Annotated in this window: 18 protein-coding genes; 13 read left to right on the top strand and 5 right to left on the bottom strand. The window is 41.8% G+C overall.

Going from position 1 to position 26,667, the window contains the following annotated elements:
* The first annotated feature begins 88 nt into the window (after positions 1-88).
* From D328_RS0112540 to corA, 4 genes are all read left to right on the top strand, one after another.
* A complete protein-coding gene (locus D328_RS0112540) occupies positions 89-1,237 on the top strand; it encodes a DUF3048 domain-containing protein (RefSeq protein WP_205622125.1) in 1,149 nt (382 codons plus the stop codon).
* 397 nt (positions 1,238-1,634) lie between these two features.
* Complete coding sequence (locus D328_RS0112535) at positions 1,635-2,249, top strand: DUF47 domain-containing protein (protein ID WP_018885365.1); 615 nt, start codon at positions 1,635-1,637, stop codon at positions 2,247-2,249.
* A 13-nt stretch (positions 2,250-2,262) separates the two neighbouring features.
* Entirely contained in the window at positions 2,263-3,255 is a 993-nt protein-coding gene (locus D328_RS0112530; protein ID WP_018885364.1) for an inorganic phosphate transporter, read from the top strand.
* 517 nt (positions 3,256-3,772) lie between these two features.
* Positions 3,773-4,729, top strand: a complete 957-nt coding sequence (gene corA / locus D328_RS0112525) for a magnesium/cobalt transporter CorA (protein ID WP_018885363.1) — start codon at positions 3,773-3,775, stop codon at positions 4,727-4,729.
* A 233-nt stretch (positions 4,730-4,962) separates the two neighbouring features.
* Here corA and D328_RS0112520 read toward each other — a convergent pair whose 3' ends face one another.
* A complete protein-coding gene (locus D328_RS0112520; RefSeq protein ID WP_018885362.1) occupies positions 4,963-5,451 on the bottom strand; it encodes a hypothetical protein in 489 nt (162 codons plus the stop codon).
* Between the two features lie 682 nt (positions 5,452-6,133).
* Between D328_RS0112520 and D328_RS0112515 the strand changes: the two genes are divergently transcribed.
* From D328_RS0112515 to rlmD, 4 genes are all read left to right on the top strand, one after another.
* Entirely contained in the window at positions 6,134-6,424 is a 291-nt protein-coding gene (locus D328_RS0112515; protein WP_018885361.1) for a YerC/YecD family TrpR-related protein, read from the top strand.
* A gap of 1 nt (position 6,425) precedes the next feature.
* The gene (locus tag D328_RS0112510) at positions 6,426-7,223 is read left to right on the top strand and encodes a sirohydrochlorin chelatase (protein WP_018885360.1); all 798 of its coding nucleotides are present in this window, start codon (positions 6,426-6,428) and stop codon (positions 7,221-7,223) included.
* 627 nt (positions 7,224-7,850) lie between these two features.
* Complete coding sequence (locus tag D328_RS0112505) at positions 7,851-8,735, top strand: diacylglycerol kinase (protein WP_018885359.1); 885 nt, start codon at positions 7,851-7,853, stop codon at positions 8,733-8,735.
* Between the two features lie 445 nt (positions 8,736-9,180).
* Positions 9,181-11,106: a 23S rRNA (uracil(1939)-C(5))-methyltransferase RlmD gene (rlmD, locus tag D328_RS0112500; protein WP_018885358.1), complete on the top strand. Its 1,926-nt coding sequence runs from the start codon at positions 9,181-9,183 to the stop codon at positions 11,104-11,106.
* Between the two features lie 8 nt (positions 11,107-11,114).
* On the opposite strand, the gene D328_RS0112495 is transcribed toward rlmD, so the two are convergent.
* Positions 11,115-12,626: a recombinase family protein gene (locus D328_RS0112495; protein ID WP_018885357.1), complete on the bottom strand. Its 1,512-nt coding sequence runs from the start codon at positions 12,624-12,626 to the stop codon at positions 11,115-11,117.
* A gap of 589 nt (positions 12,627-13,215) precedes the next feature.
* On the opposite strand from D328_RS0112495, the gene D328_RS0112485 reads away from it, so the two are divergent.
* On the top strand, positions 13,216-13,425 hold the full coding sequence (locus D328_RS0112485) for a hypothetical protein (protein WP_018885355.1): 210 nt from the start codon (positions 13,216-13,218) through the stop codon (positions 13,423-13,425).
* A 269-nt stretch (positions 13,426-13,694) separates the two neighbouring features.
* Here D328_RS0112485 and D328_RS0112480 read toward each other — a convergent pair whose 3' ends face one another.
* The gene (locus D328_RS0112480) at positions 13,695-13,994 is read right to left on the bottom strand and encodes a hypothetical protein (protein WP_018885354.1); all 300 of its coding nucleotides are present in this window, start codon (positions 13,992-13,994) and stop codon (positions 13,695-13,697) included.
* A 561-nt stretch (positions 13,995-14,555) separates the two neighbouring features.
* Between D328_RS0112480 and D328_RS0112470 the strand changes: the two genes are divergently transcribed.
* The gene (locus D328_RS0112470; protein ID WP_018885352.1) at positions 14,556-16,025 is read left to right on the top strand and encodes a serine/threonine-protein kinase; all 1,470 of its coding nucleotides are present in this window, start codon (positions 14,556-14,558) and stop codon (positions 16,023-16,025) included.
* Positions 16,026-16,108: 83 nt separating this feature from the next.
* Here the strand turns inward: D328_RS0112470 and D328_RS0112465 are convergent, their stop codons facing one another.
* Positions 16,109-17,554, bottom strand: coding sequence for a hypothetical protein (locus D328_RS0112465; protein ID WP_018885351.1), 1,446 nt, complete (start codon positions 17,552-17,554; stop codon positions 16,109-16,111).
* Positions 17,538-17,834, bottom strand: a complete 297-nt coding sequence (locus D328_RS0112460; RefSeq protein WP_018885350.1) for a nucleotidyltransferase domain-containing protein — start codon at positions 17,832-17,834, stop codon at positions 17,538-17,540. The genes D328_RS0112465 and D328_RS0112460 overlap by 17 nt, the downstream gene beginning before the upstream one ends.
* 707 nt (positions 17,835-18,541) lie before the next feature.
* Between D328_RS0112460 and D328_RS0112455 the strand changes: the two genes are divergently transcribed.
* The 3 genes from D328_RS0112455 to drmB are packed head-to-tail and all read left to right on the top strand — an operon-like array spanning position 18,542 to position 26,667.
* Positions 18,542-21,154, top strand: a complete 2,613-nt coding sequence (locus D328_RS0112455; RefSeq protein WP_018885349.1) for a DrmE family protein — start codon at positions 18,542-18,544, stop codon at positions 21,152-21,154.
* Positions 21,155-21,173: 19 nt separating this feature from the next.
* The gene (locus tag D328_RS0112450; protein WP_018885348.1) at positions 21,174-24,779 is read left to right on the top strand and encodes a helicase-related protein; all 3,606 of its coding nucleotides are present in this window, start codon (positions 21,174-21,176) and stop codon (positions 24,777-24,779) included.
* A 7-nt stretch (positions 24,780-24,786) separates the two neighbouring features.
* Positions 24,787-26,667 (top strand): DUF1998 domain-containing protein, encoded by a 1,881-nt coding sequence (gene drmB / locus D328_RS0112445; protein WP_018885347.1) that lies wholly within the window; start codon positions 24,787-24,789, stop codon positions 26,665-26,667.

Here is a 26,667-nt window from a genome sequence, read left to right as displayed (position 1 = left end):
ATGCCGGAATATCCTTATTTAACAGGACAAAATCGGAAGTCGGAGTTTATAATGAGAAAAAAAGTTGGAGGAAGGAATGTTGACCCAGATGAAACTTAAGCATTGGTGCATCGGTGCACTCCTCGTCACAAGTTCGTTGCTGCTCGCGTCCTGCTCAGAATCTGTACAGGAGCCAACAGTGACACCCCCTGTCGTTACCCCGGAGCCAGAGCCTGTTAAGGAAGAGACTCTTGTGGAGCCTGTCTATGCATACAGTGCGCCGCTAACGGGACTGGGATCGGATGAGCCTGTAAAGCAACGCCCGCTTGCCGTCATGATCAACAATGCCCCGGCGGCTAGGCCGCAATCCGGTCTGAGCGGAGCCGATATCGTATATGAAGTGCTGGCGGAAGGCGGAATTACCAGGCTTGTAGCCATCTTCCAGAGTGGTGGCAAGGATGTGAACATCGGCCCGGTCCGCAGCATTCGTCCTTATCTGATCGAGCTCGCAGAGAGCTATAACGCCCTTCCAATCCATGCAGGAGGAAGCAACGACGCCTATGCCATTTTCCAAAGACAAGGCAAGCAGCATCTGGACGAGATCACGAATGCAGGAACGTCCTTCTGGCGAAGCAAAGACCGTAAGGCGCCACATAATCTGTACACAGACCTGGACAAGCTGGTAGCGGGTGCGGAGAAGCGCGGTTATCCGGTGGAAGCAGAGGCTCCTGCGTATACCTTCGATGATCCGAAGACACATCGGATTGCAGGAGAGGAAGCGACTGCACTGGATATTCAATTCCTGCTCAATAGCTATCGGGTGTCCTATACATATGATGTGGAGCAAGGACTATATAAGCGTATGATTAACGGCAAGCCGCATGTCGATCTGAACAATAATGAACAGCTAACAGCTACGAATCTAATCGTATTGTCTACGAATCATCGGGTACTGGATGATGTAGGCCGACTGGCAGTAGATCTGGATCGCGGAGGCGAGGCGGCCATTTTCCAGCAAGGTCGGATGATTCAGGGAACGTGGAGACATAATAAGGGAGATTCCATTCGCTTTGACGTGGACGGCAAGGAATGGCCATTGCTTCCGGGCAAAACCTATATACACATTGTCCCTACTGACAACAATGGGGTAAGCGGACATATTACGATTACAGAGCCAGTGGCTGGCTCGACAGATTCAACAGATAAGGACTCAACGGACGCTAAGGACTCTGCGGATTCAAAGGACACGACGAATTAAACGGATTCTTCGCAGTTCTGATGTTCCTGGGCTGAATGTCATACGTAAGGTGATGCCTTACCAAAGATGAAGTTAATGATTAAGGGATTAAGGGTATTAATAAGCTTGCTAGTGAACTTGCTGATTGAGAATGTAAGAGGTTATTGAATAAAAATGTCATGGGAAGTATGAGACATATAAGTAGGAATTCGGATGCAATAGGCGAGAAATGTAATTATAAGGTAAAACTAAGTCAATATAATGTAAAGGAATTGCCCTATTGTATCCGGTTTCAATGAAAAACCGCTTAGAACTTTACAAAGCCTTTACAAAAAAGCTGTTACTTGTGATAAGATAGCAAAGGTTGTTTTTATCTGTCCGCGTTCAAGCAGTAACAATTTGTAAAGGGGTAATCGTTATGAAACTGAAGAAAAAGGATATCTTTTTTCAGACGCTGGAGAATATGGCAGATACCATTGTACATGCCGCTGACTACTTCTCTCAGCATGTTTCGAATCTTCAAAATGTAATTGAGTTTACAAGTGAAATGAAGAGATATGAGTCCAAGTGCGATGAATTCACGCACACGATCATCAAAGAGCTTAACAAAACATTTATTACACCGATTGAACGCGATGATATTATGGATCTGACAACCACTATGGATGATGTATTGGACGGTCTTGAGGCAACTGCATCCCGTTTCTATATGTATCATTTGACTGAGCCGGATGAGTATATCATTCAATTCGCAGATATTCTGCGGCAGTCTGCGTACGAGATTCAGAAAGCTGTTCACTTGCTGTCCCAGAAGAAGCTGCTGGCGATTCGGGAGCATACGATCCGACTGAATGATCTGGAGAACCAAGGGGACGAGCTGCTGCGCAAATGCATCAACAACCTGTTCGCCACCGTGAGCGACCCGATTGAGCTCATTAAGCGCAAAGAGATCTATGAACGGCTTGAGACGACTACAGATGCTTGTGAGCATGTAGCGAACAGACTGGAATCGATCATCATGCGTAACTCGTAAGGGGCCCTCTCACATGGAAACAAGTTTACTCGTACTAGGTATCGTTATATTTCTGGCTTTGGCTTTCGACTTCATCAACGGATTCCACGACACAGCCAATGCGATTGCTACTTCTGTCTCTACCCGAGCTCTAACACCACGCCGTGCTATTATACTGGCTGCTGTGATGAACTTCTTAGGGGCCATGATGTTCACTGGAGTCGCAAAGACGATCGGAGGAAGTGTCGCAGATCCGACGAAGCTGACTAATGGTATAGATATTGTCATCTGTACCCTGATTGCAGCAATTATATGGAATTTGGTAACCTGGTGGTTCGGCATTCCATCCTCGTCCTCTCATGCGCTGATCGGTGCGCTAGCAGGTGCTGTATATGTAGGGGCTGGTTCGGACATGGTGAATTGGTCAGGCTTTATTGATATTGTTGAGGCGCTGATCTTCTCTCCATTAATTGCATTTGTAATCGGGTATATTGTGATGATGATTCTCAAATATGTCTTTGCCCGTCGCAGTCCGCATACCGTTAACAAGGGTTTTCGGATGATGCAGATTTTTACGGCGGCACTGCAGTCTTTTACACACGGAACGAACGATGCCCAGAAAGCGATGGGGATTATTACCTTCGCACTGGTCTCTGCCAAGTATCAGGACCATCTGGAGGTACCGCTCTGGGTTAAGATCGCAGCGGCTACTGCCATGGCACTGGGTACGTCCATCGGTGGCTGGAAGATCATCAAGACCATGGGTACGAAGATCTTCAAGATTGAGCCGATTAACGGCTTTGCTGCAGATATTTCGGCTGCGTCCGTTATCTTCACGTGTACGATTCTACACTTGCCTGTAAGTACCACGCATGCCATTACCTCTGCGATTCTGGGTGTTGGTTCAGCGAAGCGCTTCTCCGCTGTGCGCTGGTCACTGGCAGGACGAATCGTGGTAACCTGGTTCATTACGATTCCGATCTCCGCATTGCTGGCGGGAGCGGTATTTAAATTATTCTTTGCCTAGTACTTCGACCAAATCAGATGGGGCTAAGAGCTGCTGAACATTGAATCAGATTCGGTCAAGGTACTAGGTTAGGACAAGCTATGAAGCAAGGCGGTATGACACTCACATGTTGCAAGAGCGAAATCATGCTGCGTCCGTCTTCGCTAACGAAGTCCTGTCTATATGTGTATATTTGCAAGCTACAGGGGCCAGCCGTCAGGATGGCTTCTTTTGCTGTCCACATATGGATTATGGTAGATTGGGGTGTAGGCTGTAGAAATCCAGAGACAAAGGCGGTCGCTGGCGCTCCTTCACTTCCAAACTTCCCCTCCTTTGCTCACTCCCCTTCTCAATGTAACAGGATCAATTTATATAGTACCTTGACCAGTTCAAAAGAGAGTCGGTCACTGCAAGCGGGGGGAGCTCTGTAGACCAATGTTCAGCTTGTTAAATCGAGACAACGTAATAGGTTAAGGTACTATGAACTATATGAACTACGGATAATAATTAGGAGTTGTACATAAAGGGAGGGATCGCCTTGATCCGCACGCTAGCTATCGGACATGCTCATGAAGTCATCGCAGGAATCCCGCTTCAGAATATAGATGTGGAGAAATACGCTTGGATATGGGTGGATTTTATTGAGCCAAGTGAAGAAGAGTCCAAGCTGCTGGGTAGCTATTTTCATTTCCATCCGCTGGCTATCGAGGATTGTATGCATGTACTGCAGCGTCCCAAGCTTGACCATTATCCGGAGACGGAGTTCATGGTAATCCATGCGCTCAGGGAGCATACGCTGGAGGTAGAAGAGGTCGGCGTGTTCATGAGAGAGCGTCTCCTCGTCACGTATCACCATGCGCAGCTGGCTGAGGTGGACCGGGTATGGGATCGGCTGGCTGACGGTCATACGAATACCGTCTCGAACAAAGGGCCACTGGCTGCGGCTTATGAGGTGCTGGATGAACTGGTGGATCAATATTTCCCCTGTGTATACGCCATTGAGGATGAGCTGGCGGAGCTGGAGAATCAGAGTGGGAATGAATCGGTTGAGCTGCTGATGACGCAGGTCTTCCAGCTGCGGAGCCGTCTATTGAAGATTCGCCGCACGGTTGTGCCCATGCGCGATCTGCTCTATCGCATCCTTAACTCCGGGCATGTCCAGGGTGCGGGAGAATATAAGGCGTATTTCACAGATATCTACGATCACCTGCTCAAGCTGGCAGACATGATTGAGGCCGACCGCGAGATGACGGCCGACCTGAGAGATGGTTATATCTCGCTGAACTCTAACCGGATGAATTCGATCATGAAGACACTAACGGTCATCACGACGATCTTCATGCCGCTAACGCTGATTGCAGGCATTTACGGAATGAATTTCGTGAACATGCCTGAGCTACACTGGACCTATGGCTATGCGATCGTCATGGTGGTGATGGTGGCCATGTCGGTCGGTATGGTGCTGTGGTTCTCCAGACGCGGATGGTTTAGGTAGTCAGAGATAGTCAGTAGCATGTAAATAAATTCGGAAAATATTAGTACATTGACCAGATCAAATGAGAGTGTGGGTATGCTGCAAGCGGGAGCCTGTTGATCACGAGTAAGCTTGCTGTTCTTACGAATGTAATTGAACTGCTGATGAACAGCAAGCTTAAAGGTGGGCACCTAGGCAGAATCCCTAGCAGCAATGGCGGTTAGTTAGCACGATTCGTGTGAAGCTACTGCTAGCTATCGTCTACGTCTTTTGCTGGAGCGTTTGCGCGGGGTTCCCCGCTTTGGCGCTGCTTTTTTGCGTCGTCTAGGTGGATCATAATCGTCGTAGGAATCATCAGTAGCCAGTAGTCCTTTGCCGCCGCCCTTGCCGAAGGGCAGAGAGCCCATGATTAATTTGGCCATAGGAGCGAATTGCTGCATCGTGCTCATGACCTTCTGTACCTTGCCAAAAGTGGCAATCATGCCGTCAATGCCGCCCATGCGGTCGATGAAGCCCTTGATCTCACCGAGGCTTGCAAGACCACCTAGTAAGCCTCCTTTGCTGTCTGTGGCCGCCGAAGTAGCTGTCAGCAGATCAGAATCTTGGGGAGCATATGGAACGAGGCCGGGTGAATCGACCTGTGGAGCTTGCTCGTATGGGCTGACCCCTGGGTAGGATGGAGAGGAATAGGGATCAGAGAGGGACCGATGTGAATGCGGTCTCCGGTAACGATTATCGCGCATGCAGATCACTTTCCTTTGTAATGTGATACTATACCTTATGTCACAGATGCACAGGACGATTAGGCGCGTGTCCCATAATTATGGATAAAAGCGGATTTGGGCGTGGGTGATGGCCCAGGTCAGCAGGGATAAGAGCGGAGCGACAAGCTAAGTACGGATAACAAGGAAAGGTGAAGCTAAGCACGAATGGCTGTAGAAGGCTAGTATGTAAGGATAGCCCGCAGGCTGGTGGGGCGCCTATCTGAGGGGCGATCAGCCCGCGAGCTATCTGGAGAGCATCAGAAAAGCGTGCTTTTCTGTAGAACACATCTGAAGAACAAATCTGAAGAACACATCTGAAGAACAATCTGTAGAACAAATCTGAAAAACAAATCTGTAGAACATATCTGTAGAACAAATCTGAAAAACATATCTGTATAACGTATCCGAAAACATATATGAAAAACATATCCAATGAACATGCTTGGAGAGTATATCAGCAGAGCATATTTGAAGATAAATTTTAAGAGTAGCAGAAGCGATTTTACATAGATGCACATGGATAGTGCCGGGTGTGAAGAACTGGTGTCCGACTAAGGTCCTGATATTGCTATTCTGTGATGCGTGAAACCGTTAACGCTTGAAAAACTTAGTGACACTCAGTTACAATGAAAGAACAAGTATCGGTGGGAGATGATTATACATGCAGCTTAAGAAGCTTAATGATAAAAGTATAGATCAATTATTTGAGGCCATTCTTACATTGAAGGATCTGGAGGAGTGCTACGTCTTCTTCGACGATCTGTGCACGATTAACGAGATTCAGTCGCTGTCGCAGCGTCTAGAGGTAGCGCGGATGCTCGGCAAAGGCAGTACGTACAACCAGATTGAAGCCGAGACGGGTGCAAGTACAGCTACGATCTCGCGCGTGAAGCGTTGCCTGAACTATGGTAACGATGGTTATAAAATGACGTTGGAACGACTGGGACGCTAAGATGAGCCGGCCGGGAATCCTGATCATCGGGCATGGCTCCATGACGGCTTCATGGGTCGCGCAGGTCGATGAGGTTGCTGGACGGCTGCAGCTACCTGCCGGGGTACCGGCGGTGGTTGCTTTTCTGGAGCAGGTCGAAGGACGCTCTATTCAGGATGGTATAGATAGACTGGAAGAACAAGGGGTGACGGATATGCTCGTCGTCCCGTTCTTTGTGTCCTCCGGTAGTACACATGTCGATGAGATTGGGTATGCACTGGGGACAAAGGCTGAGCCAGAGAAGGAGACAGATCTGGAGCCTTTCCGGATTCAGGCGCATGTCTATTGGGGAAATCCGATCGACGCTGGCCCCGCTGTAGCTGAGATTGTATGGTCGAAGGCGCGGCCATTATCGGTAGATCCAGAGCGCGAGGTTATTTTGCTCGTCGGTCATGGTAGTGTGCATGATGGGTTCCGGCAGCGCTGGGAGTCAGGGATGGCTTCACTGACGGCTGATGTGGCGGCACAAAGTGGAATACACACGGATTTTGCCCTGTTGAACCCGCTATCGGTGCGCGACAAAATCGTATATTGGACCGAGGAACGGGGAATGGCTGTTATTGTGGCCCCGTTATTTTTGAGTTCAGGGTATTTCACGGACGTCGTTATTCCAAGAAAGATGGAAGGCCTGAATTATCGCTATAATGGTGAGGCTTTGCTGCCGCATCCACTACTGACAGCCTGGTTACAAGAGCAAGTAGATGCTCTGTTCCTTCGTTATGAGCAGGATTTGGATAAGGTGGATGAAGTGAGGGGCTGACGGCCGCGACAGCATGTTGGCGCAGGTGTGTGCATCATTACACCGAGATAGCTAGGCTAGAGCGGGTGCTATTTAGGCTAGGCTAGAATAGCTACCTAAGGCTTGAATAGAGCCACCAAAGGTGCTGGAATAAAGCTACCTAAGACGCTGGAATAGAACTAGGCTGGGATGGGGCCACTTAGGGCTAGAAATAGATAAGCGGCTAAGTGAAGAAGCTATCCGAGGTCTACTTCATACTTGCTTGCCGCTAGGAAGGCAGTAGCTCCAATATGACAGCTAACATGGGTTAGATGCACATAGGGTTATGAGGTAGTATTTTCGGCTATGCTGATATAAGATGAATGCTTCTGGATGTAGTCTGAATATGCATGGAATGGGTTGCCCTTTAAGGCATGCCCATTGTAAAAGAGTCTTTTTTCCAGTATGATAAAGCCTTGAAGATAGCGAATGATGCTTCAATGTGTGGGCTTGTCTGTGGTCATGCTCGGCTGTAATGAGCGGATCGACAGACAGGGGGATAGACATGATACGCCAGGTGATGGCCTGGGTATACACTTGATATGGACATACTGCTGTGTAGTCTATTCATGCTTGGATTCATCATCAAATAACAGGTGGAATACGTGAATGAAAAGAGCCAGATTAATTTATAATCCTACCTCCGGACGTGAGGAAATGAGACGCAGACTGCCTGATATCCTGCAGCGGCTGGATCAGGGTGGTATTGAGGTGTCGGTCTATGCGACGACTGGTGAAGGGGATGCAACACGTGAAGCGACCGCAGCTGTCGAGCGTGGCTGCTATGATATGATCCTTGCCGCAGGCGGAGACGGCACGTTATATGAAGTAGTGAATGGTATGGCGGAGAGGGAGAACCTGCCTGCCTTGGGCGTATTCCCGCTAGGGACTACGAATGATTTTGCTCGTGCGCTGGGTATTCCGCGGCAATGGGAGGAGTACTGTGATCTGGTCATCCGTCAGCAGGCTAGACCTATTGATATCGGTAAGGTCAATGACAGATACTTCATCAATATTGCAGGCGGGGGCTCGCTAACTGAGCTGACTTATGAGGTGCCGAGCAAGCTGAAGACGATGATCGGACAGCTGGCCTACTACTTCAAAGGGCTGGAAAAGATGGTCAGCCTCGCACCACAGGAGCTGACGATACAGGCGGCTGGTCATGAGACACTACATGATGAATTCATGCTATTCCTGATTGCCAATACGAATTCGGTAGGCGGCTTCGAGAAGCTGGCTCCAGGGGCCTCGATCGACGATGGCATGTTCGATGTCATCGCCGTGCGCAATTGCAATCTGGCGGAGATGATTCGTCTGGTCACACTGGCGCTGCGCGGTGAACACTTGAATGATAAGAAGCTGGTCTACTTCAAGACCGATTACATGGAGGTCACGTCTCCGGGCCATGTGCAGTTGAACTTGGACGGTGAGCTGGGCGGAACACTGCCTGCGACGATTCGGAATCTAAAGCAGCATATTCAGGTATTTAGATGAGAAAGGTGTAGTTGTGGTGTAATTAGTAGGAACTGAGCTTACTGAGTGGGTCGAGAGGTTGCTTTTGAAGAGTGCTTATCAGTGTGCGGGTGTACTTGTTACCATGGCATATGGCAGTGTATCAGGGCATCATTTGACCCAGACACCAATACTTCATCCAGACCAAGATCCTCTATGAATCAGCTTTGAAGTGTCCGCTTACATTCATGAAAGCATGAATGTAGAGCAATTATTATAGGCTTGATGTAACTCACTGTAAGCTGGTCGCATCAATGCCATTAACAAGTCGCATAGGTAGAGTAGATTGAAATGTCGTTCTCCCGTCAGGAGTAGCGGCATTTTTCGAGTTGTGGGAATGTCTGAATGAGTCGGTATTCTAACGATTAAATTGAAATTTAAACGAATAAATCGATAATAGGTCGATATGTAGAAGGGAATGTGCAGCATGAGTAATTACCGCAGTGGCCGTGGAAAAAGCCGCCGGAACGCGAATGGATCTGACAAGGAAGTAGGTCGTCAGAGACCAGCAGCAGATAGAAATGGTTCAGGGAATGAACGTGGACGTCAGCAACAGGATGCTGGGCAGAAGAGACAGCAATCCGCTTCCCAAAAGGGACAGGTTGGTTACAGTGCAGGTCGTAGTACAAGTACCAGCATCAGTACCAGTGCGACCACGAGAAAGAATACAAGTAAGAAGACCGGTAAGAGCAAGGATCAAATGAGGACCAGAGCGCCGCGTCCAGCCCAGCAGCGTGCAGCTGCTGAGATTACTGGACTGCCTGTAGAGAAGAATCAGGAGGTGGTCGTGGACATCATCGGGATGAACCACGATGGCGAAGGCGTAGGTCGTGCTGAGGGCTACACCTTGTTCATTCCGGGAGCATTGCCGGGAGAGCAGGTCCTCGTCAAGGTGTTGAAGATGAAGAAGCAGTATGGCTATGCAAAGCTGCTGAATGTGGTGCAGGCTAGCCCTGACCGGATTGCGTCACCTTGTCCGATCTACGACCAGTGCGGAGGCTGCCAGCTTCAGCATATGAGCTATGCAGGGCAGCTGGAGTGGAAACGTCAGCATGTCGTGGATGTGCTGGAGCGCATCGGTAAGCTGGAGATAGAGGGTAGTGTACGGACGAGTGTGGGAGCGCAAGGGAAATTGAGTCTAAGTGATTCGGAAGCTCAGGATGGTCGAGGTGTTCAAAATATACAGGATACACAAGATAACCATGATAGCCAAAGCAGCGATTATAACCAAGATAGTCAGGATAACCATGCTGGCCATAAGAATCAGGATAACCAAGGTAGCGAGGACAGCTTAAATAGTTCCCAAGTTGCTAAAAACAGAAAGGCGGTTGTCGTGCATCCTACGCTTGGTATGCAGGAGCCGTGGCGCTATCGTAATAAGGCACAGGTACCGATGGGGGCAGCAGATGGTGGACTCATTGGCGGCTTTTACGCCAAGGGGAGTCACCGCATTGTCGATATGGAGACGTGTCTCATTCAGCACGAGCATAATGATGAGGTCGTCGCCAAGGTGAAGGAGATCGGCAGTCATCTGGGCATCAGTGCGTACAACGAGGAGACGGGGCGGGGCTTGCTCCGACATGTCGTCGTGAAGAAAGCCTTCCGCACAGGCGAGATGATGCTGGTGCTGGTCACCAATGGTCAAGATATTCCGCATCGCGATGCCTGGATCGGCAGCATTCGTGAGGCCATCCCTCACGTAGTGAGCATCTGCCAGAACGTTAATACGAAGCGGACGAATGTTATTTTCGGAGATGAGACCCGTGTCCTGTGGGGCAGGGATGTCATTTATGATTATATCGGCAACGTACAGTTCGCGATCTCAGCTCGTTCCTTCTATCAGGTCAATCCGATACAGACCGAGGTGCTGTATGGCAAGACGCTGGAATACGCTGCACTGACAGGCAAAGAGACGGTCATTGATGCCTATTGCGGCATTGGTACGATCTCTTTGTTCCTAGCACAGCATGCGGACCAGGTGTATGGGGTGGAGATTGTGAAGGAAGCTATTGAGGATGCGCGTAGCAATGCTCAGTTGAATGAGCTTCGTAATGTTCGCTTCGAGGTGGGTGCGTCCGAGGACGTCATCCCTCGTTGGAAGGAAGAGGGCATCACTGCCGATGTGATTGTTGTAGATCCGCCGCGTAAGGGCTGTGATCCGAGGCTGCTCGATACCATTCTTGAGATGAAGCCGGAGCGTGTGGTGTATGTGAGCTGTAACCCGAGCACGCTGGCGCGGGATTTGCGGATTTTGGAGGATGGAGGGTATCGTATAGTGGAAGTGCAGCCGGTGGATATGTTTCCGCATACGGTGCATGTTGAGTGTACAGTGTTGCTAAAATTGCGGGGATAGGAGTAGTCCTATGCCCCCAATTTGTGCGGATTCATGAAGTTAAAGTGAATTTTGATTGAGCTATCCTGATAGACTTCAATTTTGTGAATCAGTCTATGCAGAACCTGCTTGAGGACTTTCTCATTATCAATGTCCATTTCCAGAAGTTTGCTCACTTGTTTTTCAAAGGCACGGATTTGATAGTCCGTGTCTTTCTTATTGGCAATCAATGATTCCAGTTCAATCTTTCTGGCAGTCAGCTTTTCGGATTCCTCACGAATGATATCGTTTTGCATCCGCCACTCATCTTTAGTTAACTCGTCATCATTCAGAAGGTCTAGTAGTATGTTTCTTTTCTTAGTCAATTGCATTAACCTGTTCCCATTCTGGCGAAGCTCTGTCTCATGGTCTTTCTTGTGATGCCCAGCCTCTTTCTTTGCCATCTCCATTAACTTCTTTGCATTAACGCCTTCTGAAGCGATTCCTTTTAGAGTTGATAGTACTTCAGACAAGAGTTTGTCTGCCCTAATGAGATGGTTACTGCAAAAAGAACGCCCATACTTACCATAACGCCCGCACTGATAAGCCTTCCTATCGTTTTTATAATGCATTCCTGAACCACAGTCAGCGCAAACAGCAATGTGAGCGAAGAGGCTTTCCTGACCATTACTACGTTGAGTACCTTTCCGTTTCAACTTTTCCTGAACCTGTTCAAATTCATCAAGCGATATGATGGCAGGATGAGTATTCTGTACATGCGTCTGCTGGCCTGTATCAAGTTTCTTCCGAAGTTTTGTTCGGATGCTGACAACCTCGCTTCGGTTTTGAACCATATTACCCGTGTACATGGGATTGGTTAGAATAATCTTTACTGTACTTTGCTGCCATAGCTTCCCAGCATTCTTCGCACCTGTCACCTTTCTTGGTGTAGGTACTCCGCGCTTCGTAAACAGCTTAGCAATCCTTTGTAAGCCCCAATCCTCGTATAGATACAAGCGAAATATTTCTTTAACGTAACACGAGTAATCAGGATCAATTCCAAGTTGATTACCGATCCTTTTGTAACCGAAGGGAGGAAGGGAGCCATTAAACTTACCTTTTGCCGCCTTCTCACGCTTACCGAATTTCACACGCTTGGAGATTTGTTCACTTTCTTGTTGTGCAACGGATAGATGAATCGAAAACATTAGTTCCCCGTCAGCAGTCTTGGTATCAATGTTCTGCTCAATGAATATCATTCCGATGCCTAGGCTATCAAGTTCTCGCTTCATGTTTATGCCATCTTGGATGTCACGGGCGAAGCGGGAAATTGATTTAAACAATACATATTCGAATCTCTTTGCTCTGGCATCACGTAACAGACGAATGATTTCTTCACGTCCTTTAATGCTTGTCCCACTAACGCCTTCGTCCTTGTAAATGTCGAATATGCTCCATCTTCTTTCTTCAACATAGCGATTAAAGAAAGAAACCTGATGGTTAACACTATCTTTTTGACTGCCCAGTTCTGTACTGACACGAGCGTAAATTGCACAGCGCATAGCTGATTATCGTCCTTCGTAGGTATCTAATTTCGCTATACGATGTGCCCCCACCAGAATTAAAACTTAATTATCGTTGCTTCATCTCGTATAGAGAAAGCGAGGGGGTGAAGACCTGATGCACGAAACTTACGAGTTTATCGGAAATCAGTCCTTTCAAGAAGTAATGGAGGAATTGGTTAAATGCTTAGTCAAATCTGGAATGCTTGGATTAGACAATGAGATAAGCGAACCCAAAAAGGGACACTGTTGGTAGCAGTGTCTCTTTTTCGTTGTGATTCTTCCTCCTTTCTATAGGGTGAATACATGTAATCACAGAACAAATGCTGTGTAAAGGTACTCTGATTTCAGATCTATTTCCTTTAAATAATTTATTATCTCCCCCCCCCCCCAGTGTCTTGCGATGAAAATCGGGCTTAGAAGGTGAACGGGTGTGACGTGATATATAGGGGGAAGTTTTCAGGAAAAGTGATGCGGATTCAATTTAATTTCCTTTATAACGTCGGACGAGTTCACGGAAAAAGATCATTACGGAAAATTTCTATTGAAGCTAAAGGATGACGTTTTACGGCATTCGGATGAGGAATTAATGCATCAATTTTTGAATTGGCTAACAAAGCTAGTTGAACAATTAACTGGTCGTTCGATAACTGTTGATTGGGGGAAAGAAATCAGTATTTATAAGGAACGGGTAAAAGAGCTTGAAAAGGATAGAAAGAAAAGAACCCGAAAAAGCAAGCCTTCATTGTCGAATAGCTCAAATGATCTTGATAGTCAATATGATTTCTTTAGTAGTTGATCTGCTTGTAAAAATGAATAAATATAGGTTATATAGGAAATGGGAGTTTGCATTTTTGAAACACTAGTTTCATAATTGCAGATCCCTCTTTCTTTTCTGCAAACATACTAATAACAATTAAAACTATCATTAGAACCAATAAAATCATTACTAAGATTACTACGGATGTTAGGGAGGGAAAGACAATTCAACGGCACGAAGAATGAAACAAAGACTACGTGACAGACTCTAAAAAATGAAAATCCCCGCGCGCGCTGGGGAATGGGTGGTTAACGGAACAGCGGTAAGTATTTGCGATAATAGTCTAAATGGTAATCGGGTAGTCTCCATCCAAATTGATTGATGAACCGAGTTACTTTTCCCAATACGTTATTTCTGTGAATGGTATCTTTATAATCTGACTTTGCGAGATATTGAGCAAGGCAATACTCGACTTCATCTGTAGATAATGGGTTCTTGACATACTTAACGAACAATTGAATAAGTTCTTCCAAATCGGAGCCAAGTCCTAGTATCTTTTCACTTCGCATTAACGTGAGGACAGTATCCAACGGCAATTTGTTTTTCATTCTAATGACCTCCCTTCCTGCGAGACAAGGGAGGAAACAAGTTCCTGCTCAGCTTTCCAGAGGCGCCACTGCTTATTCCTCATTTGTATTTCCTGTTCATCATGACCATACTGAATCAGAACCATAACTATTTTTTGAGGTACTGAAGTGGTATAACCATACAGGCAGTCTTTAAGTCTCTGAAACGAAATACCATACAATACAGCGAATGCATTGTGAGTCAATCCAGTTTTAATGATACATTCTTTAACTGGGTGCAACATTGATTATCACACTCCCTTGTAATTTGTCCTATATATAGATTAGACAGTTAGAGTAATAGGTAACATTCAATTGATTATTGAGGGTATTCTAAACTAGACATATAACAGTGGAAAATGCTTAGGCTCGTTCTCTCATATGGTCAGGAATAATGGTACGTGGTGCGTATAACTACCTCTTTTATAGCACATCACAACGCACCAAATAGGAATCTAGATGTGGATAGATGATATTTGTTATTCCTGATATAATTTAGTTGGTAAATAGAGGGGTTGAAATTCATAAAAGGAGAACAATTCAATGAGTCTTAGGTCTGGAGATTTAGTATATGATCAAGATCAAAAACTTTATATTGTTGACGAGTTTATAAACAGAGGAGCATTCGGAGATGTATTTAAGATAAAGATGCATGAGTCCGAAAATGAAATGCTATTTGCTTTAAAGACGATAGCAACTTCATTTGCAACTGAAGGAGAAGTTAGGGCATTAATGAATGAAGGGGATCTAGCTCCTCTTGTTAGTCATCAGAACGTAAATAAGGTTCATTATTTTCATGACGGAACTGAGTTTACTGGTCTCCCGCCCTATATGATTATGGATTATGCAAATGGTGGGACTTTAAAAGGCATTTTAGACAGTCAGAGGGTATTAGGTCGCCAATTTGATAGTGAAATGCTTACTAGTATCCTATTACAGCTTGCTAACGGTATGAGCGCAGTTAATGCCACGTTAACTCACCGTGATGTGAAGCCTGACAACATTTTAGTGCATGATGGAATATTAAAAATTTCCGATTTCGGCTTGTCGAAAATCGTTGGTGCTGCAACAAGGTCAAATACATTTAAAGGAACACAGCACATTTGGTATAAAGCACCTGAGGCATGGACATTAGAGAAAAATACCATACAGATGGATATGTACTCCATGGGAATTGTGTTCTTTGAGTTAGCAACATTAAAGCATCCTTACTCAGTAAAACCTGGCCCCGATCAGTGGACTGCTTGGAGAGAAACTCATTTATTTACTCCTATTCCACTTTCAAGTACCCTAAATCCATCTCTGCCAAGCAACATCGTTCAGGTTATAGCTAAAATGACTGCTAAGAGACCTGAGGATCGTTACAATACTTGGGATGAAATCATTAATAGACTACAAAATACTACCCCATCTGCTGGGACAAACACAATTGATATTAGTGGTCTAATCAAAAAGGCTCAGGAAAGCCAGCAACAAGAACTTAGTCAAAGACTTGAAGCGGAGCGTAAACGAAACGCAGAGGCCGAAAAAAGGAAAATGCTTGATTATCGTTTTGAAGAGATATTTACTATGTTTACTCAGATGGCCGAGCAGTTTAATACGCATTCCGATACATTAAAGTTTAAAGTAGAATTGATAGGAAACAAGATTCATGCAAGCACGGCTGGAAGGAAGCAAGTTGTTGCCTTTTATGCTGATGTAAACGAAGATTTACGACTACGTAACAAAGAGGTACTTGCTTGGGGATATATAGAGGCATCTTCCAGAGTTGGATTTAACATGATTCTTGTAAAAGAAAGCCCCGACGATATTTATGGTACTTGGATCACATTGCATAACACTTGGAGTCCACTTACGTCAAAAAGAGATAACAGACCCGAACCATTTGCATTCGACTCGTACAATGAAGTTAAACGAAAAATTCAAGTTATAGGTGCCATGGATATCTATGTGACCAAAGAGGGTTTGTTTACGACTGAGCAATTGCTACCATTGTTTGAATCGATTTTATAGCAACAAAAAAGCCTCCAGTACCGCTCAAACGGTCGGAGGTTTTTTGTAAAGATGGAGGTACTACACAACTGCTTAAGAATATCTCACATAGCATTATTAATCTTTAGCAGCTTAGCAAGTTCATCTTGCTGTATAACTTCTATTGGCCAGTCAAACTGATCTTTAAGCCTCTTGATATAGTTCATTAGATTCTGTGAACATTTTTTGGCAGTGATAAATACAACTATGCATTTTTTAAAATTAAGAAATGGGCGTACTATTTGATAAGCAACATTTTCTGGTACGCTTTCGCTCTTTATTTCTATGCCTGATTTAAATGGCATACATAGATAATATCTTTGACCATTAATTGATACTTGTACTTCCATATCAGAAATTTCAGAGACTCCATGAGGCTTAGCGGCTCCTCGTTGGTTTAAAACAGGGGATACCCCAGTTATAATTGATGCGATTTTTTGCCGTAGTTCATTGTCCTTAAAACTATATAGCTTTGTTAAATCTGAAGGGGCAAGTACTACATCTTTTATTTTGTTGTAATTTGAGAAAATATTATTCATATTACGTGATATATCGATTTGCTCCATAGATTCAGTAATAGTAAGTTCATTTTCAACTTGCTCTTTTGTATGTAAATAATAATTAGAAATAGATGATAGAAACAAGGCTTTTTCAAGCGGCTTCATAAATTCAGACTTTTCATAAAGGTAGTGGGCAATATTCTGAAACTCGTAAACAAACACTTCTTTATCTATATCCCATATATTCGACAGAACTCTTAGAATTTGAGTAGGTGTATATTTGGAGAGATCATATCCCAATGTAAAAGTGTATGTTTTGCCCTTAAGCTTTTGCTGTTTGTAATACTGGCAGTGTGCAAATAGCTTTAACTGCAGATTGGACTGAACTAATGCCTTGATTTTATCATTTGAGCTCGCCTCATTGATTAGCTTGTATACCTTATCTATAAGTTTAATAGCTGTTTGGTGATATTCTGTATGCTCACTTATTAGATATAGATATAATGTTTGATGAAGGTTACACAAGTTATAAATCGCAGGAGTGAATAAATCCTCCATATTGTTTTTAATAATTGTTCTTAGAGCATGAATATGACTGTCCATTCTACTAAAGAAATAGTTATCAACTGATCCCCCGATAGAAGTCCAGCCGAACTGGTAGGCTTTAATATGCATAAACATTGCCATAGTATCCGTATTGGTTTTAATCAAATGCTGCTGTGATGTATCTTCTTTCCTTATATTTTGTGGCGAATAATGAAAGCTGGAGTAGAAAAAAAGGGATTCGTTATTATAGATTATTTGATACGCATGATTAAACGCACGTTTTAATATAACTTTTTCATGAGGGGGAATGCTTTCCACTTCAGACAATGTAGCTAGAGCCATTGCATACTCTGCAATAATTTGTTTCTCACTTTGAGAGATTTGTCGATCTTTGATTGAAGATAGTATTAGTGAATGCCCTTCTTGGGAGAGGGTCTTTAACGCCTTATTAATTAAATTTTTCATAAATAACCCTTCCTGTTAATAGTATTTGTTTAGAAAAACCACTTCCACTAACTTTCATGTTTAGGAATTCTTCGACAGTCACACACACCGGATCAATAGTATTGGATTCTAAGAGTTGCTGTACTTGTTGTTTTCTTTTAAAAATAAACATATCTTCGAAATCGTCAGACACAATTAGAAGATCAATATCTCTCGGATTACTTTTGTTAAGAATACTACCAAATAGCATAATGGTATGAACGTCTAGTACATTAAGCAATAAGTCTATTTTAAGTTCCATTCGTGCACTCTTCCCTATATATTTACAATAATAATAGCACAAGTGTGATTACTATACATTTGCTGTTTTAACTCCAGCTATATTGATAGAGAAAAGACCCTGAGTATTTCAGGACATCATTGGTAGGAGCACATCGCACAGTTTCTATAGTGTGCACTCAACACATGTGGAGTGTTGTACACTGTTAGTGCAGAAGGATAATTAAATCGGAAGTGCTAGGAAATTAGTAAAGAGGGGTTAAAAACTCCTCTTTTATTGTATAAAGACAGTTAATTTCAACGCTAGTCCTCTTGAAAATAAGTTGCAAAAAGTTCGAGACTTGCCTTATAAATAGTGACCTTCTTAGAAACGAATGATAAAGAAGGTCATTTTTGCTGTATGTTTAGAAAGGAAGAACCAATGTAATTTTTTGATTTAAGTGTAGGTAAACTGCAAAGTGTTTTTCTGTAAAGAATCTTAGCATTGAATAGGAATATAAATGATTCACTGGTAGTGCAGTAAATGTAGTTGGGTCTAATTTCCTGCTGAAGTACTAGATAATATGATAATATAACTAGAATAGGGATGCATTAATGGATAGTCTAGGAAACTGTCTTTGAAAAACGTTGAAAATCCACCATAAAATAAATACTATTCTCACAATATCTAGAAATGGTTTCTCCTATTGTATAAGGTCATATAAGTAGTACGATTTGGAGCTGATGAATATGTTTGAAAATATTGATTCAATTCTTAGATCTGTATTCGCGAAAACTTCTTTTTTAATAGATGAAAAGTACATAGAAAAAAGTTATCTCATATCACGTCATGTGGAGACCATCATTGGATTACTTTTAAAATCACAAAGAGAGAGGGGACTCGTTTTACATCAAGGAACAAGCATCCCTTTATATCTCTCCGTTGCCCTTGCCTGTTTCAAAGCTTACTTGACGGATAATAGTGACAATGCCGCTTTCTTGAATAATTTAGATATTGGAGATCTAGTGTTATACGCGAATAAGAGAGGCATTTATAAAGGTAGAGACCAGAATGGTAACATTATCATTTTAAATACAGATAAGGGTGGAACTTCAACCACTAATTATGTCCCAATTTCATTGGTGAATAAAGTACAACCTTATTTTGGAAATGGTAAAGTTTTGGATGGTCGAGGTATTAAAAGAAAACGAAATATTTCTGTTGCAATATCAGAGTTGTTTGAAATAAAAAAACAAGAAGTTAAGAACGTTATAAATAAATCGGTCCTTGTCGTTTGTGACAGGTTTGAAGCTGATGAAATTTGTGGAAAATTTGGTTTGATTATAAATAAAAAGCTTGTCAAAATATCTGAGTTGTTTCCAACTGCTTATATTACATCTAACGAGGTTTACCATTATCCAGGAAATATCGCAAAGGTAGATCCAGTAATTAAATTTGTAAACAAATTATCTTTTGCAAGAGAACTAATAATAGAAGATAAAAGTATTGAAACGCTAATTGTTTCCGATTCTATTTATTTTACAAATGGCTTTTCTGAACTTGTAAGTATATATGAACGCAGCACATTAAAGAGTATTATTTTGCTTGGGGAAATTTGTAAAGGGCTGGATTCTCGGTTTCTAAATGAATTAGAAAATATACAATTATATCTCTGGAACAAAGAATCACTAATGGCTTATGAAGAGTTCGGCATAAGACTGCCGGAGCACTTGATACACCAAGAAAGCAAGAGATTACAAAAAATGTCAAGCAATCATATTAATATGGTGGAGAAAGTTGTTCAAATTGATGGGTTCAAACATGATGGTTTTTTTCAGTGTAAAAAAGATTTGCTCCAACTGTGTAAGCAAAGCGATGATAGCGAGCTTAGAAACATAATTGTTAAAAAGGCCTATTGGTTGATTAATCTCCTTGAAAAATCCTTCTTTCCTATTTCTGTAATGGAAAATATGATTACAAAAGGCCAAATAAACGCACCATCACCGTATCTAGAATTGTCTGCAATGAGAAAGTATTTAAATAATTGCCTTGGAACAAATTTGGAGCCGCTACTAAGAAATATCATAGAAAGTATAGCTAGACAAGTGTCCGAGCTGGAGAATCATAATCCCAAATTTAACTATCTACTCGAAGAAATTAGTGATATTAAATTCACTAAAACGAGATTATCTATTATATCTGCAAAGACGTATTATCATAAAGTATTTATGGAAGCTGCTCCAATGCACCTTAGAGAATTAATTGAGAAAGTTGATTTCTTCACATCTAATAAATATAATTCATTAATCTTGTATGACATGGTTTTGGTTGTTGGAATGCAGAGATTTTCTCAGTTAAATCCATTTTTGCTTAGTAACACTGAGTCAGTATCCTTCATCCTATATGAAAATGAAATTAAAAGATATCACCAGGCTGCAGAGTATACAAAAAATATGCTTCTTTCGCTACAAAAAAGGAATTTATTCGTTGATAATAATAACTCTTTTGATGCAAGTAACACTTGTGAAGACATAGTAAGTACCGATCACGAGTTAGATGAAAATCAAATCGATGATCAGTTAGAGATACTAACTGAAAGCTTTTCTTTGACTGATTCAAGTGAGAATCAAGTATATTTCACCAATACTGGTGCACAGACGTCAGAAGTAATTAGAATGGCTTTGATGGAAACAGGTGAAAAAATTTATTTTACAAGGTTTTATTCAGTATATATTTATAATATTGATAGACAAATAGTACAAGAAAAGGATGTTTACTCATTAAATGAAGGAGACTTATTAATTTTCACTAGTTACGATGATGATACACGGGATATTGTTGAAAGAATAATTGATATTCTTTTAGAAAGCGATAACTGCAGTGATCAGTTTAGAGAAGCATATCGAAAATCGAAACTATGGAAAGGATTGCTTAAGGATTATATTGACAGACGGAAAATTAGTTACAAACAATTGTCGGACATGATGGAGGAAATGGGCGCGTGGAAGCATGAAGTTACTCTTAGATCATGGCTAGACGATGCGAGTCATATAGTTGGGCCAAGAGATATTGAGTCCTACAAAACTATAGCAAAAATCACACAGGACCCTGAGATGTTATCTAGTCCGGAAGCTTATTATCAGTCAAGCAAGGAAGTTAGGTCAATGAGAGTACGGGTATTGAAATATCTTAGTAAAAATATTATTAAAACCTATAACAAAAAGGATATTCATGATGAAATATTGAGTGCTCTACCAATTGATCTTACAAAAATGTCTAAAATTTTTCAAATAGACAGAATTGTCAATACAGAAAATCTACTGGTACCATCTCATTTGGTTAATAAACCGATTATAATCTGAAGGAATTGGAGTGTCCACCATGGAGGAATTATTAGCTACCAGGACTCAGTTAATAAAAGAACTAAGGAAAGAATTGCTAGGACCTGGTTCTGAGTATTCAATACCTGATGAAGACCATGAAATAATAACCGATTTACCCGAGATAAGATATAGTGTAGGAGTACTTTATCCACAAAAAAACCTAGTAAATGCGGAAAATAATAATGAAGCAGTACCTAAAATATCTAATCAAATTGAAATAGCTGAAGATATTGAAATTGAGGGAACCATAGTAATAGAGGAAAGCACGGAACAAAGACAAGATTACTTTGGAAATGTTGCAGATGGATTAGACAATAACTCTTTAGACGAAGATATAAGTCTATCGATGCAAAATATGCCTTCATCAATGGGGTTAACTTTTTTTGTGAATAATAATATTAAGGATATAGTTGTCGATATATCTTTTGGAACTTATAGAAATTCGTTGCTTGAAGATTGTAAATTACCATTTCACCCGAAAGATGAGGGGAATTACATTCTTCCGGAAAAAGTGAATTTTTTAGCCGATTATGATCGTCATAAAAAATTACTAATACTGAAAAATCGACTTACTCGAAAGGAAGTAACTCAAATAAAGCAAAGTGGAGAGGTTGAGGATGAGTATCTATTTGACTGTCTTTACAGATTAAGTGACCAGTTTTCCAAGGGATTTGTCAGGGTTCCGCATAGTATACCCGTCAAAATTAGTTTTTCAGATAGTGGGTATTTTGAAAAAAACAAGTTGGATAATGAAGAAATTAAATGTGTGGCCCTTAAAAAGGTTACTCCTGACGGAATACAAGCAATAACTATTCTATTAGTTAACATGTACACTGGTGGTTATAATGGTACAAATTCCTTCTTTCAACCAAGGATTCTTATTGATTCAAGAAAAAATAACGGGCTCAAGTTTGAAGTTTACTCCAACCGTGAATATTCCAACAAGGATGATATAGAGGAGAAGGGACTGGATCTTCTATATCGGAATAAAAAGGTATATGCAACCGGACATGGTGTATCCACTGATTGGAAAGTCACTGACACTGGGGAAGGAGAAATCTGGTCCGATTTTATGCCAACCTTTGAAGTGCCCCAAATGGATTTTAATATTAAAGATAAAAGAGTTGAACCCACTACATTCTCAATGAAGTTCTTATCAGATTTAGATAAAACGGATAAATCAAAAAAAATCAAATTAATGAAAGATCTAGTTGACGCTTATTCTTCATGGATTACAGAGATTGAAAAAACGGGTTTATCCCTTGGAAAAAGATTTAGAGAAGCAACGATACATCATATTAAGGAATGTAAAGAGTCATGTGAACGAATGTATTATGGATTGGAACTGTTGAAAAAAAATGAAGTGATATATAGCGCATTCCAGTTGGCTAACAGGGCCATGTTTATGCAACGAATTCACTCAGTTCTTCAGAAAAAAGATCATTACCCTAACGATGGAAATTTGCGAAATATATTGATGGAATTAAATTATTTTGAGGAGGACGACCAAAATCACAAATGGCGTCCATTCCAATTAGCATTTCTATTAATGAGTTTGAGGTCTATCGTAGAAGAAGATTGTTCTGAGAGAGATTTAATTGATTTGATTTGGTTTCCTACAGGAGGTGGGAAGACAGAAGCGTATTTAGGGCTTACTGCATTTACAATTTTTTATCGACGCCTCACTCATCTACCAAATTCTGCAGGGACTACAGTTATAATGAGATATACTTTAAGACTCCTTGCTGCTCAACAATTTTTAAGGGCCGGTACTCTTATATGTGCTTGTGAATCGATTAGAAAGGACTGTGCAAGCAAAAAATCTAGGTATCCTTCGTATATTCTCGGTAAGGAAAAAATTACCATTGGGCTCTGGATCGGAGGTACTCATACTCCCAATAAAAATGAAGATGCAAAAAAATGTCTCGATGAGCTCCTTAAAGCAAACAACAGAAATCTAAGAGAAGTAAAAGATAAACATAATAAGTTTCAATTGTTAAAATGTCCTTGGTGTGGTACTAAACTCATTAAAGATTACGATTCAACCGGAAAAAACTTGATCGGTAGCTGGGGTTATTTAATGAAAGATAAGAAACGGTTTTTAATGTTCTGTCCTCAGGAAGAATGCGAATTTGAATCGTCACTGCCAATCCAAGTCGTGGATGAGGAGCTTTACGAAAATCCGCCGACACTACTATTTGGTACGGTCGATAAATTTGCAATGTTACCTTGGAAGAGCAACGCGGGAAGTTTTTTTGCTTCAACAGATAACAACAGAACCCCAGAATTGGTCATTCAAGATGAACTGCATTTAATTTCCGGACCATTAGGAACAATGGTTGGTTTATACGAGACTGCAATAGACGCTTTAAATAGCGCAAAAGGTGTGAGGCCAAAAATTATAGCATCAACGGCGACTATCCGTCGTGCTAAAGATCAATGCTCTAATTTATTCAATCGCGATGTTAAACAGTTTCCTTCTCCCGGCATTAATTCTGATGACTCTTTTTTTGCACGAGAAGCAAATGTAAAAGAGAAACCTGGACGAAAATATGTTGGTATTATGCCTTCAGGAAAGACGAAGGCAATGATGGAAGTGAGATCAATTGCAGCGATACTCCAACGTGTTCATATGATGGATATTCCATATGAAGTTAAGGACAAGTTCTGGACTCTGGCGGTTTACTTTAATAGCTTGCGTGACTTAAGTAAATGTTCGACCTTAGTGGATGATGATGTTAAAGATTTTATAAGAAGGACGGCACAACGTTTTGGAAATAGGAAACTAATGAGACCCACTGGAGCTGCGGATGAGTTGACGAGCAGAATCTCAACTTCTCAATTGAATGAAACACTTGAGAAACTGGAACAGGTTGTTTACAGCGAAGAAAACCAAAAAGATAAAAGATACCCAATCAATGTGTTACTTGCAACGAATATGATATCGGTTGGTGTCGATGTTGCCAGACTAAATGTAATGTTACTTGTTGGGCAGCCAAAATTAACAAGTGAATACATCCAGGCTTCTAGTCGCATTGGAAGGACTTATCCCGGTATAGCACTTGTATTGTATGATGGCGCTAAAAGTAGGGACAGATCACATTATGAGCAATTCAGAAGTTACCATGAATCGTTCTATAAATTTGTAGAACCAACTGGTGCAACACCATTTTCCAAACCTGCTCGTGATCGAGCTCTTCATGCAATAATGGTGACCTTAATGAGACACAAATTTAACCTTACCTCTGATAATGCGGCTGCTTCTTTTCAAAGGAGTGACGAAGCAATTAATGAAATAGAAGAATTTATAATTTCCCGAGTGAACGAAATAAGGAATCGAGTTGATATTGAGTTAAAAGATGAAAGCGATGCTATAATTGAGGAAATGGAAGAGTTCTGGAAAGATTGGGAAGACCGTATTGGTCGTTCCGCAGGTACAAACTTTTATTATGGGGATAGATACTTATTACAGGATCCTCCATCAGACACTAAAAGGCTGCTTAAGGCATTCGGAAATAATAGCTCCGATCCCGCTAAAGAAACTCTTACGTCAATGCGGAATGTTGATAAGAATGTTACAGCAGGTTTAATTATTTGGGAGTGATAGTTATATGTCTAAACTTGGGAAGCAAAAGGATGTACAGAGATTAAATGTGATTACCCATAGTATAAGAAGTGCACAAGCGATACTTCAATACGGCGTTGGTGCAATGGTTGACTTTCCGGATCAAACGCTAATGACTGCAGCTCCTGAATATTGGGAAACCAAAGTTATTCGAATTCATGATGAAAGGTTAGAGAAAGCACTAAAAGTTGATTACTTCGGTATGCCAGGAGGTCAAAGTAAATATGATTGGGGGATTGCCTATTCTCGGTTCCCAGAATGGTATTTTTGCCCCAAATGCCGAATATTTAAATCATTGAACCTTTGGCTTAAGGAGTATTTAAAGAAAGCTACTTCTAAACAAAAGGAATACGATCCACATATGAGAAAGCCACGTTGCATGGAATGCAGACAAGGATTAGTCCCAAGTCGTATAGTGGTGGCTTGTAGTAAAGGACATATTGACGATTTCCCCTGGGTGCTTTGGGCCCATGGAAAAAAAGAAAGTGGAATTTGTAACAATCCTATTTTAACTTTTGAAACGGGTGCGACAGCTTCTGCAGGGCTAGAAGGGATAAACATAAGATGCAAAAACTGCAATGCTCGCGCAACCTTAAAGGGAGCATTTGATAGAGATGCCATGGAGAAGATAGGTTATAAATGTACAGGAAGGATGCCGTGGAAAAATCACTCAGTCGACTGTGTAGATCACCCAAAGGCAATGCAGCGGGGTGCTTCTTCCTTATATTATCCAAAGGTTGTAAGCTCACTAGTAATTCCACCATATTCAGAAAAAATTAACGAGCGTATTGTGAATTCTGCTGGATTTAATGATGTCTTAAAGAAAATAAGTGATTATGAAGAAGATGAAAAAATAGATAGAATAACTAAGCGAATTGAAAAGTGGTCCGAAGACATCGCGAGAGAACTTTCTGCCGATACCATTGTAGTTAAGAATATATTGTCGAGGCGTTTGCTCAATATTGGTGGAGAGGAGATACCTGATGCACACGGAATGAAGTATCGGATTGAAGAATTTGAAGCTCTTTCAGGGAAAATATCAAGTAATGACCTTAATGGTAACGACTTTGTAAGAGAAGAGACCGATATAAATATGTATTCTATACCTTATATTATGAATGTATCGCTCATTCACAAAATCAGAGAGGTACGGGCATTAACAGGGTTTACACGCTTAGAGCCTCCCGATGCCCATGCGCCGGAAGAAAGTATTCATGGCTTTGTCTCCTCCAAGGAGCCAGAAACCAGATGGTATCCCGGTTACGAAGTTCGCGGGGAAGGAATTTTTATTGAATTCGATAATTCGGAGATAAATAGATGGATTGAGGGGAATCTTGAAAGGGTTAGTCAGCGTGCTCGAATTATCAATAGTCATTACCAGTCTTCATATCAAGGGGATATTACTAGTAGGGAGATTACTCCGAAGTTTATATTACTACACACAATAGCCCATTTACTTATTAGACAATTGAGCTTTGAATGCGGGTACACAGCTGCATCTTTAAGAGAAAGACTTTATTGTGGAGAAAAAAAAGACGGGTTTGAAATGTCAGGTATTTTTATTTATACTGCAAGTGGAGATTCTGAAGGTACACTTGGTGGACTTGTTAGACAAGGTTACTGGGATTGTTTGCCTAGAACATTTAGAAAAGCAATTGAATTTGGCGAAATATGTTCAAATGATCCGGTGTGTATAACTAGTAAGGGGCAAGGCAGGGACGCATTGAATCTAGCTGCCTGCCATTCTTGTGGCCTATTGCCAGAGACAAGTTGCGAAGAATTTAATGTTTTTTTGGATCGTGGTCTTGTTGTGGGTACATTTGATGAAAAGGAATTAGGGTTTTATAGCAATTGGTTGAATAGTTGA

The sequence above is a fragment of the Paenibacillus massiliensis 2301065 = DSM 16942 genome (assembly GCF_000377505.1).
GTDB lineage: Bacteria > Bacillota > Bacilli > Paenibacillales > Paenibacillaceae > Paenibacillus > Paenibacillus massiliensis.
Note: the sequence above shows the minus strand (reverse complement) of the source record. Positions and strands in the feature narration are given on the sequence as shown.

Excerpts from the sequence above, each read along its gene's own strand:
- D328_RS0112530 (WP_018885364.1), top strand. The coding sequence starts at position 2,263 with ATGGAAACAAGTTTACTCGTACTAGGTATCGTTATATTTCTGGCTTTG.
- D328_RS0112480 (WP_018885354.1), bottom strand. The coding sequence starts at position 13,994 with ATGAAAAACAAATTGCCGTTGGATACTGTCCTCACGTTAATGCGAAGT.
- rlmD (WP_018885358.1), top strand. The coding sequence starts at position 9,181 with ATGAGTAATTACCGCAGTGGCCGTGGAAAAAGCCGCCGGAACGCGAAT.
- D328_RS0112465 (WP_018885351.1), bottom strand. The coding sequence starts at position 17,554 with ATGAAAAATTTAATTAATAAGGCGTTAAAGACCCTCTCCCAAGAAGGG.
- D328_RS0112450 (WP_018885348.1), top strand. The coding sequence starts at position 21,174 with ATGGAGGAATTATTAGCTACCAGGACTCAGTTAATAAAAGAACTAAGG.
- D328_RS0112495 (WP_018885357.1), bottom strand. The coding sequence starts at position 12,626 with ATGCGCTGTGCAATTTACGCTCGTGTCAGTACAGAACTGGGCAGTCAA.
- D328_RS0112455 (WP_018885349.1), top strand. The coding sequence starts at position 18,542 with ATGTTTGAAAATATTGATTCAATTCTTAGATCTGTATTCGCGAAAACT.
- D328_RS0112520 (WP_018885362.1), bottom strand. The coding sequence starts at position 5,451 with ATGCGCGATAATCGTTACCGGAGACCGCATTCACATCGGTCCCTCTCT.
- D328_RS0112470 (WP_018885352.1), top strand. The coding sequence starts at position 14,556 with ATGAGTCTTAGGTCTGGAGATTTAGTATATGATCAAGATCAAAAACTT.
- D328_RS0112515 (WP_018885361.1), top strand. The coding sequence starts at position 6,134 with ATGCAGCTTAAGAAGCTTAATGATAAAAGTATAGATCAATTATTTGAG.
- D328_RS0112485 (WP_018885355.1), top strand. The coding sequence starts at position 13,216 with ATGCATCAATTTTTGAATTGGCTAACAAAGCTAGTTGAACAATTAACT.
- D328_RS0112510 (WP_018885360.1), top strand. The coding sequence starts at position 6,426 with ATGAGCCGGCCGGGAATCCTGATCATCGGGCATGGCTCCATGACGGCT.
- drmB (WP_018885347.1), top strand. The coding sequence starts at position 24,787 with ATGTCTAAACTTGGGAAGCAAAAGGATGTACAGAGATTAAATGTGATT.
- D328_RS0112505 (WP_018885359.1), top strand. The coding sequence starts at position 7,851 with ATGAAAAGAGCCAGATTAATTTATAATCCTACCTCCGGACGTGAGGAA.
- D328_RS0112535 (WP_018885365.1), top strand. The coding sequence starts at position 1,635 with ATGAAACTGAAGAAAAAGGATATCTTTTTTCAGACGCTGGAGAATATG.
- D328_RS0112540 (WP_205622125.1), top strand. The coding sequence starts at position 89 with ATGAAACTTAAGCATTGGTGCATCGGTGCACTCCTCGTCACAAGTTCG.
- D328_RS0112460 (WP_018885350.1), bottom strand. The coding sequence starts at position 17,834 with ATGGAACTTAAAATAGACTTATTGCTTAATGTACTAGACGTTCATACC.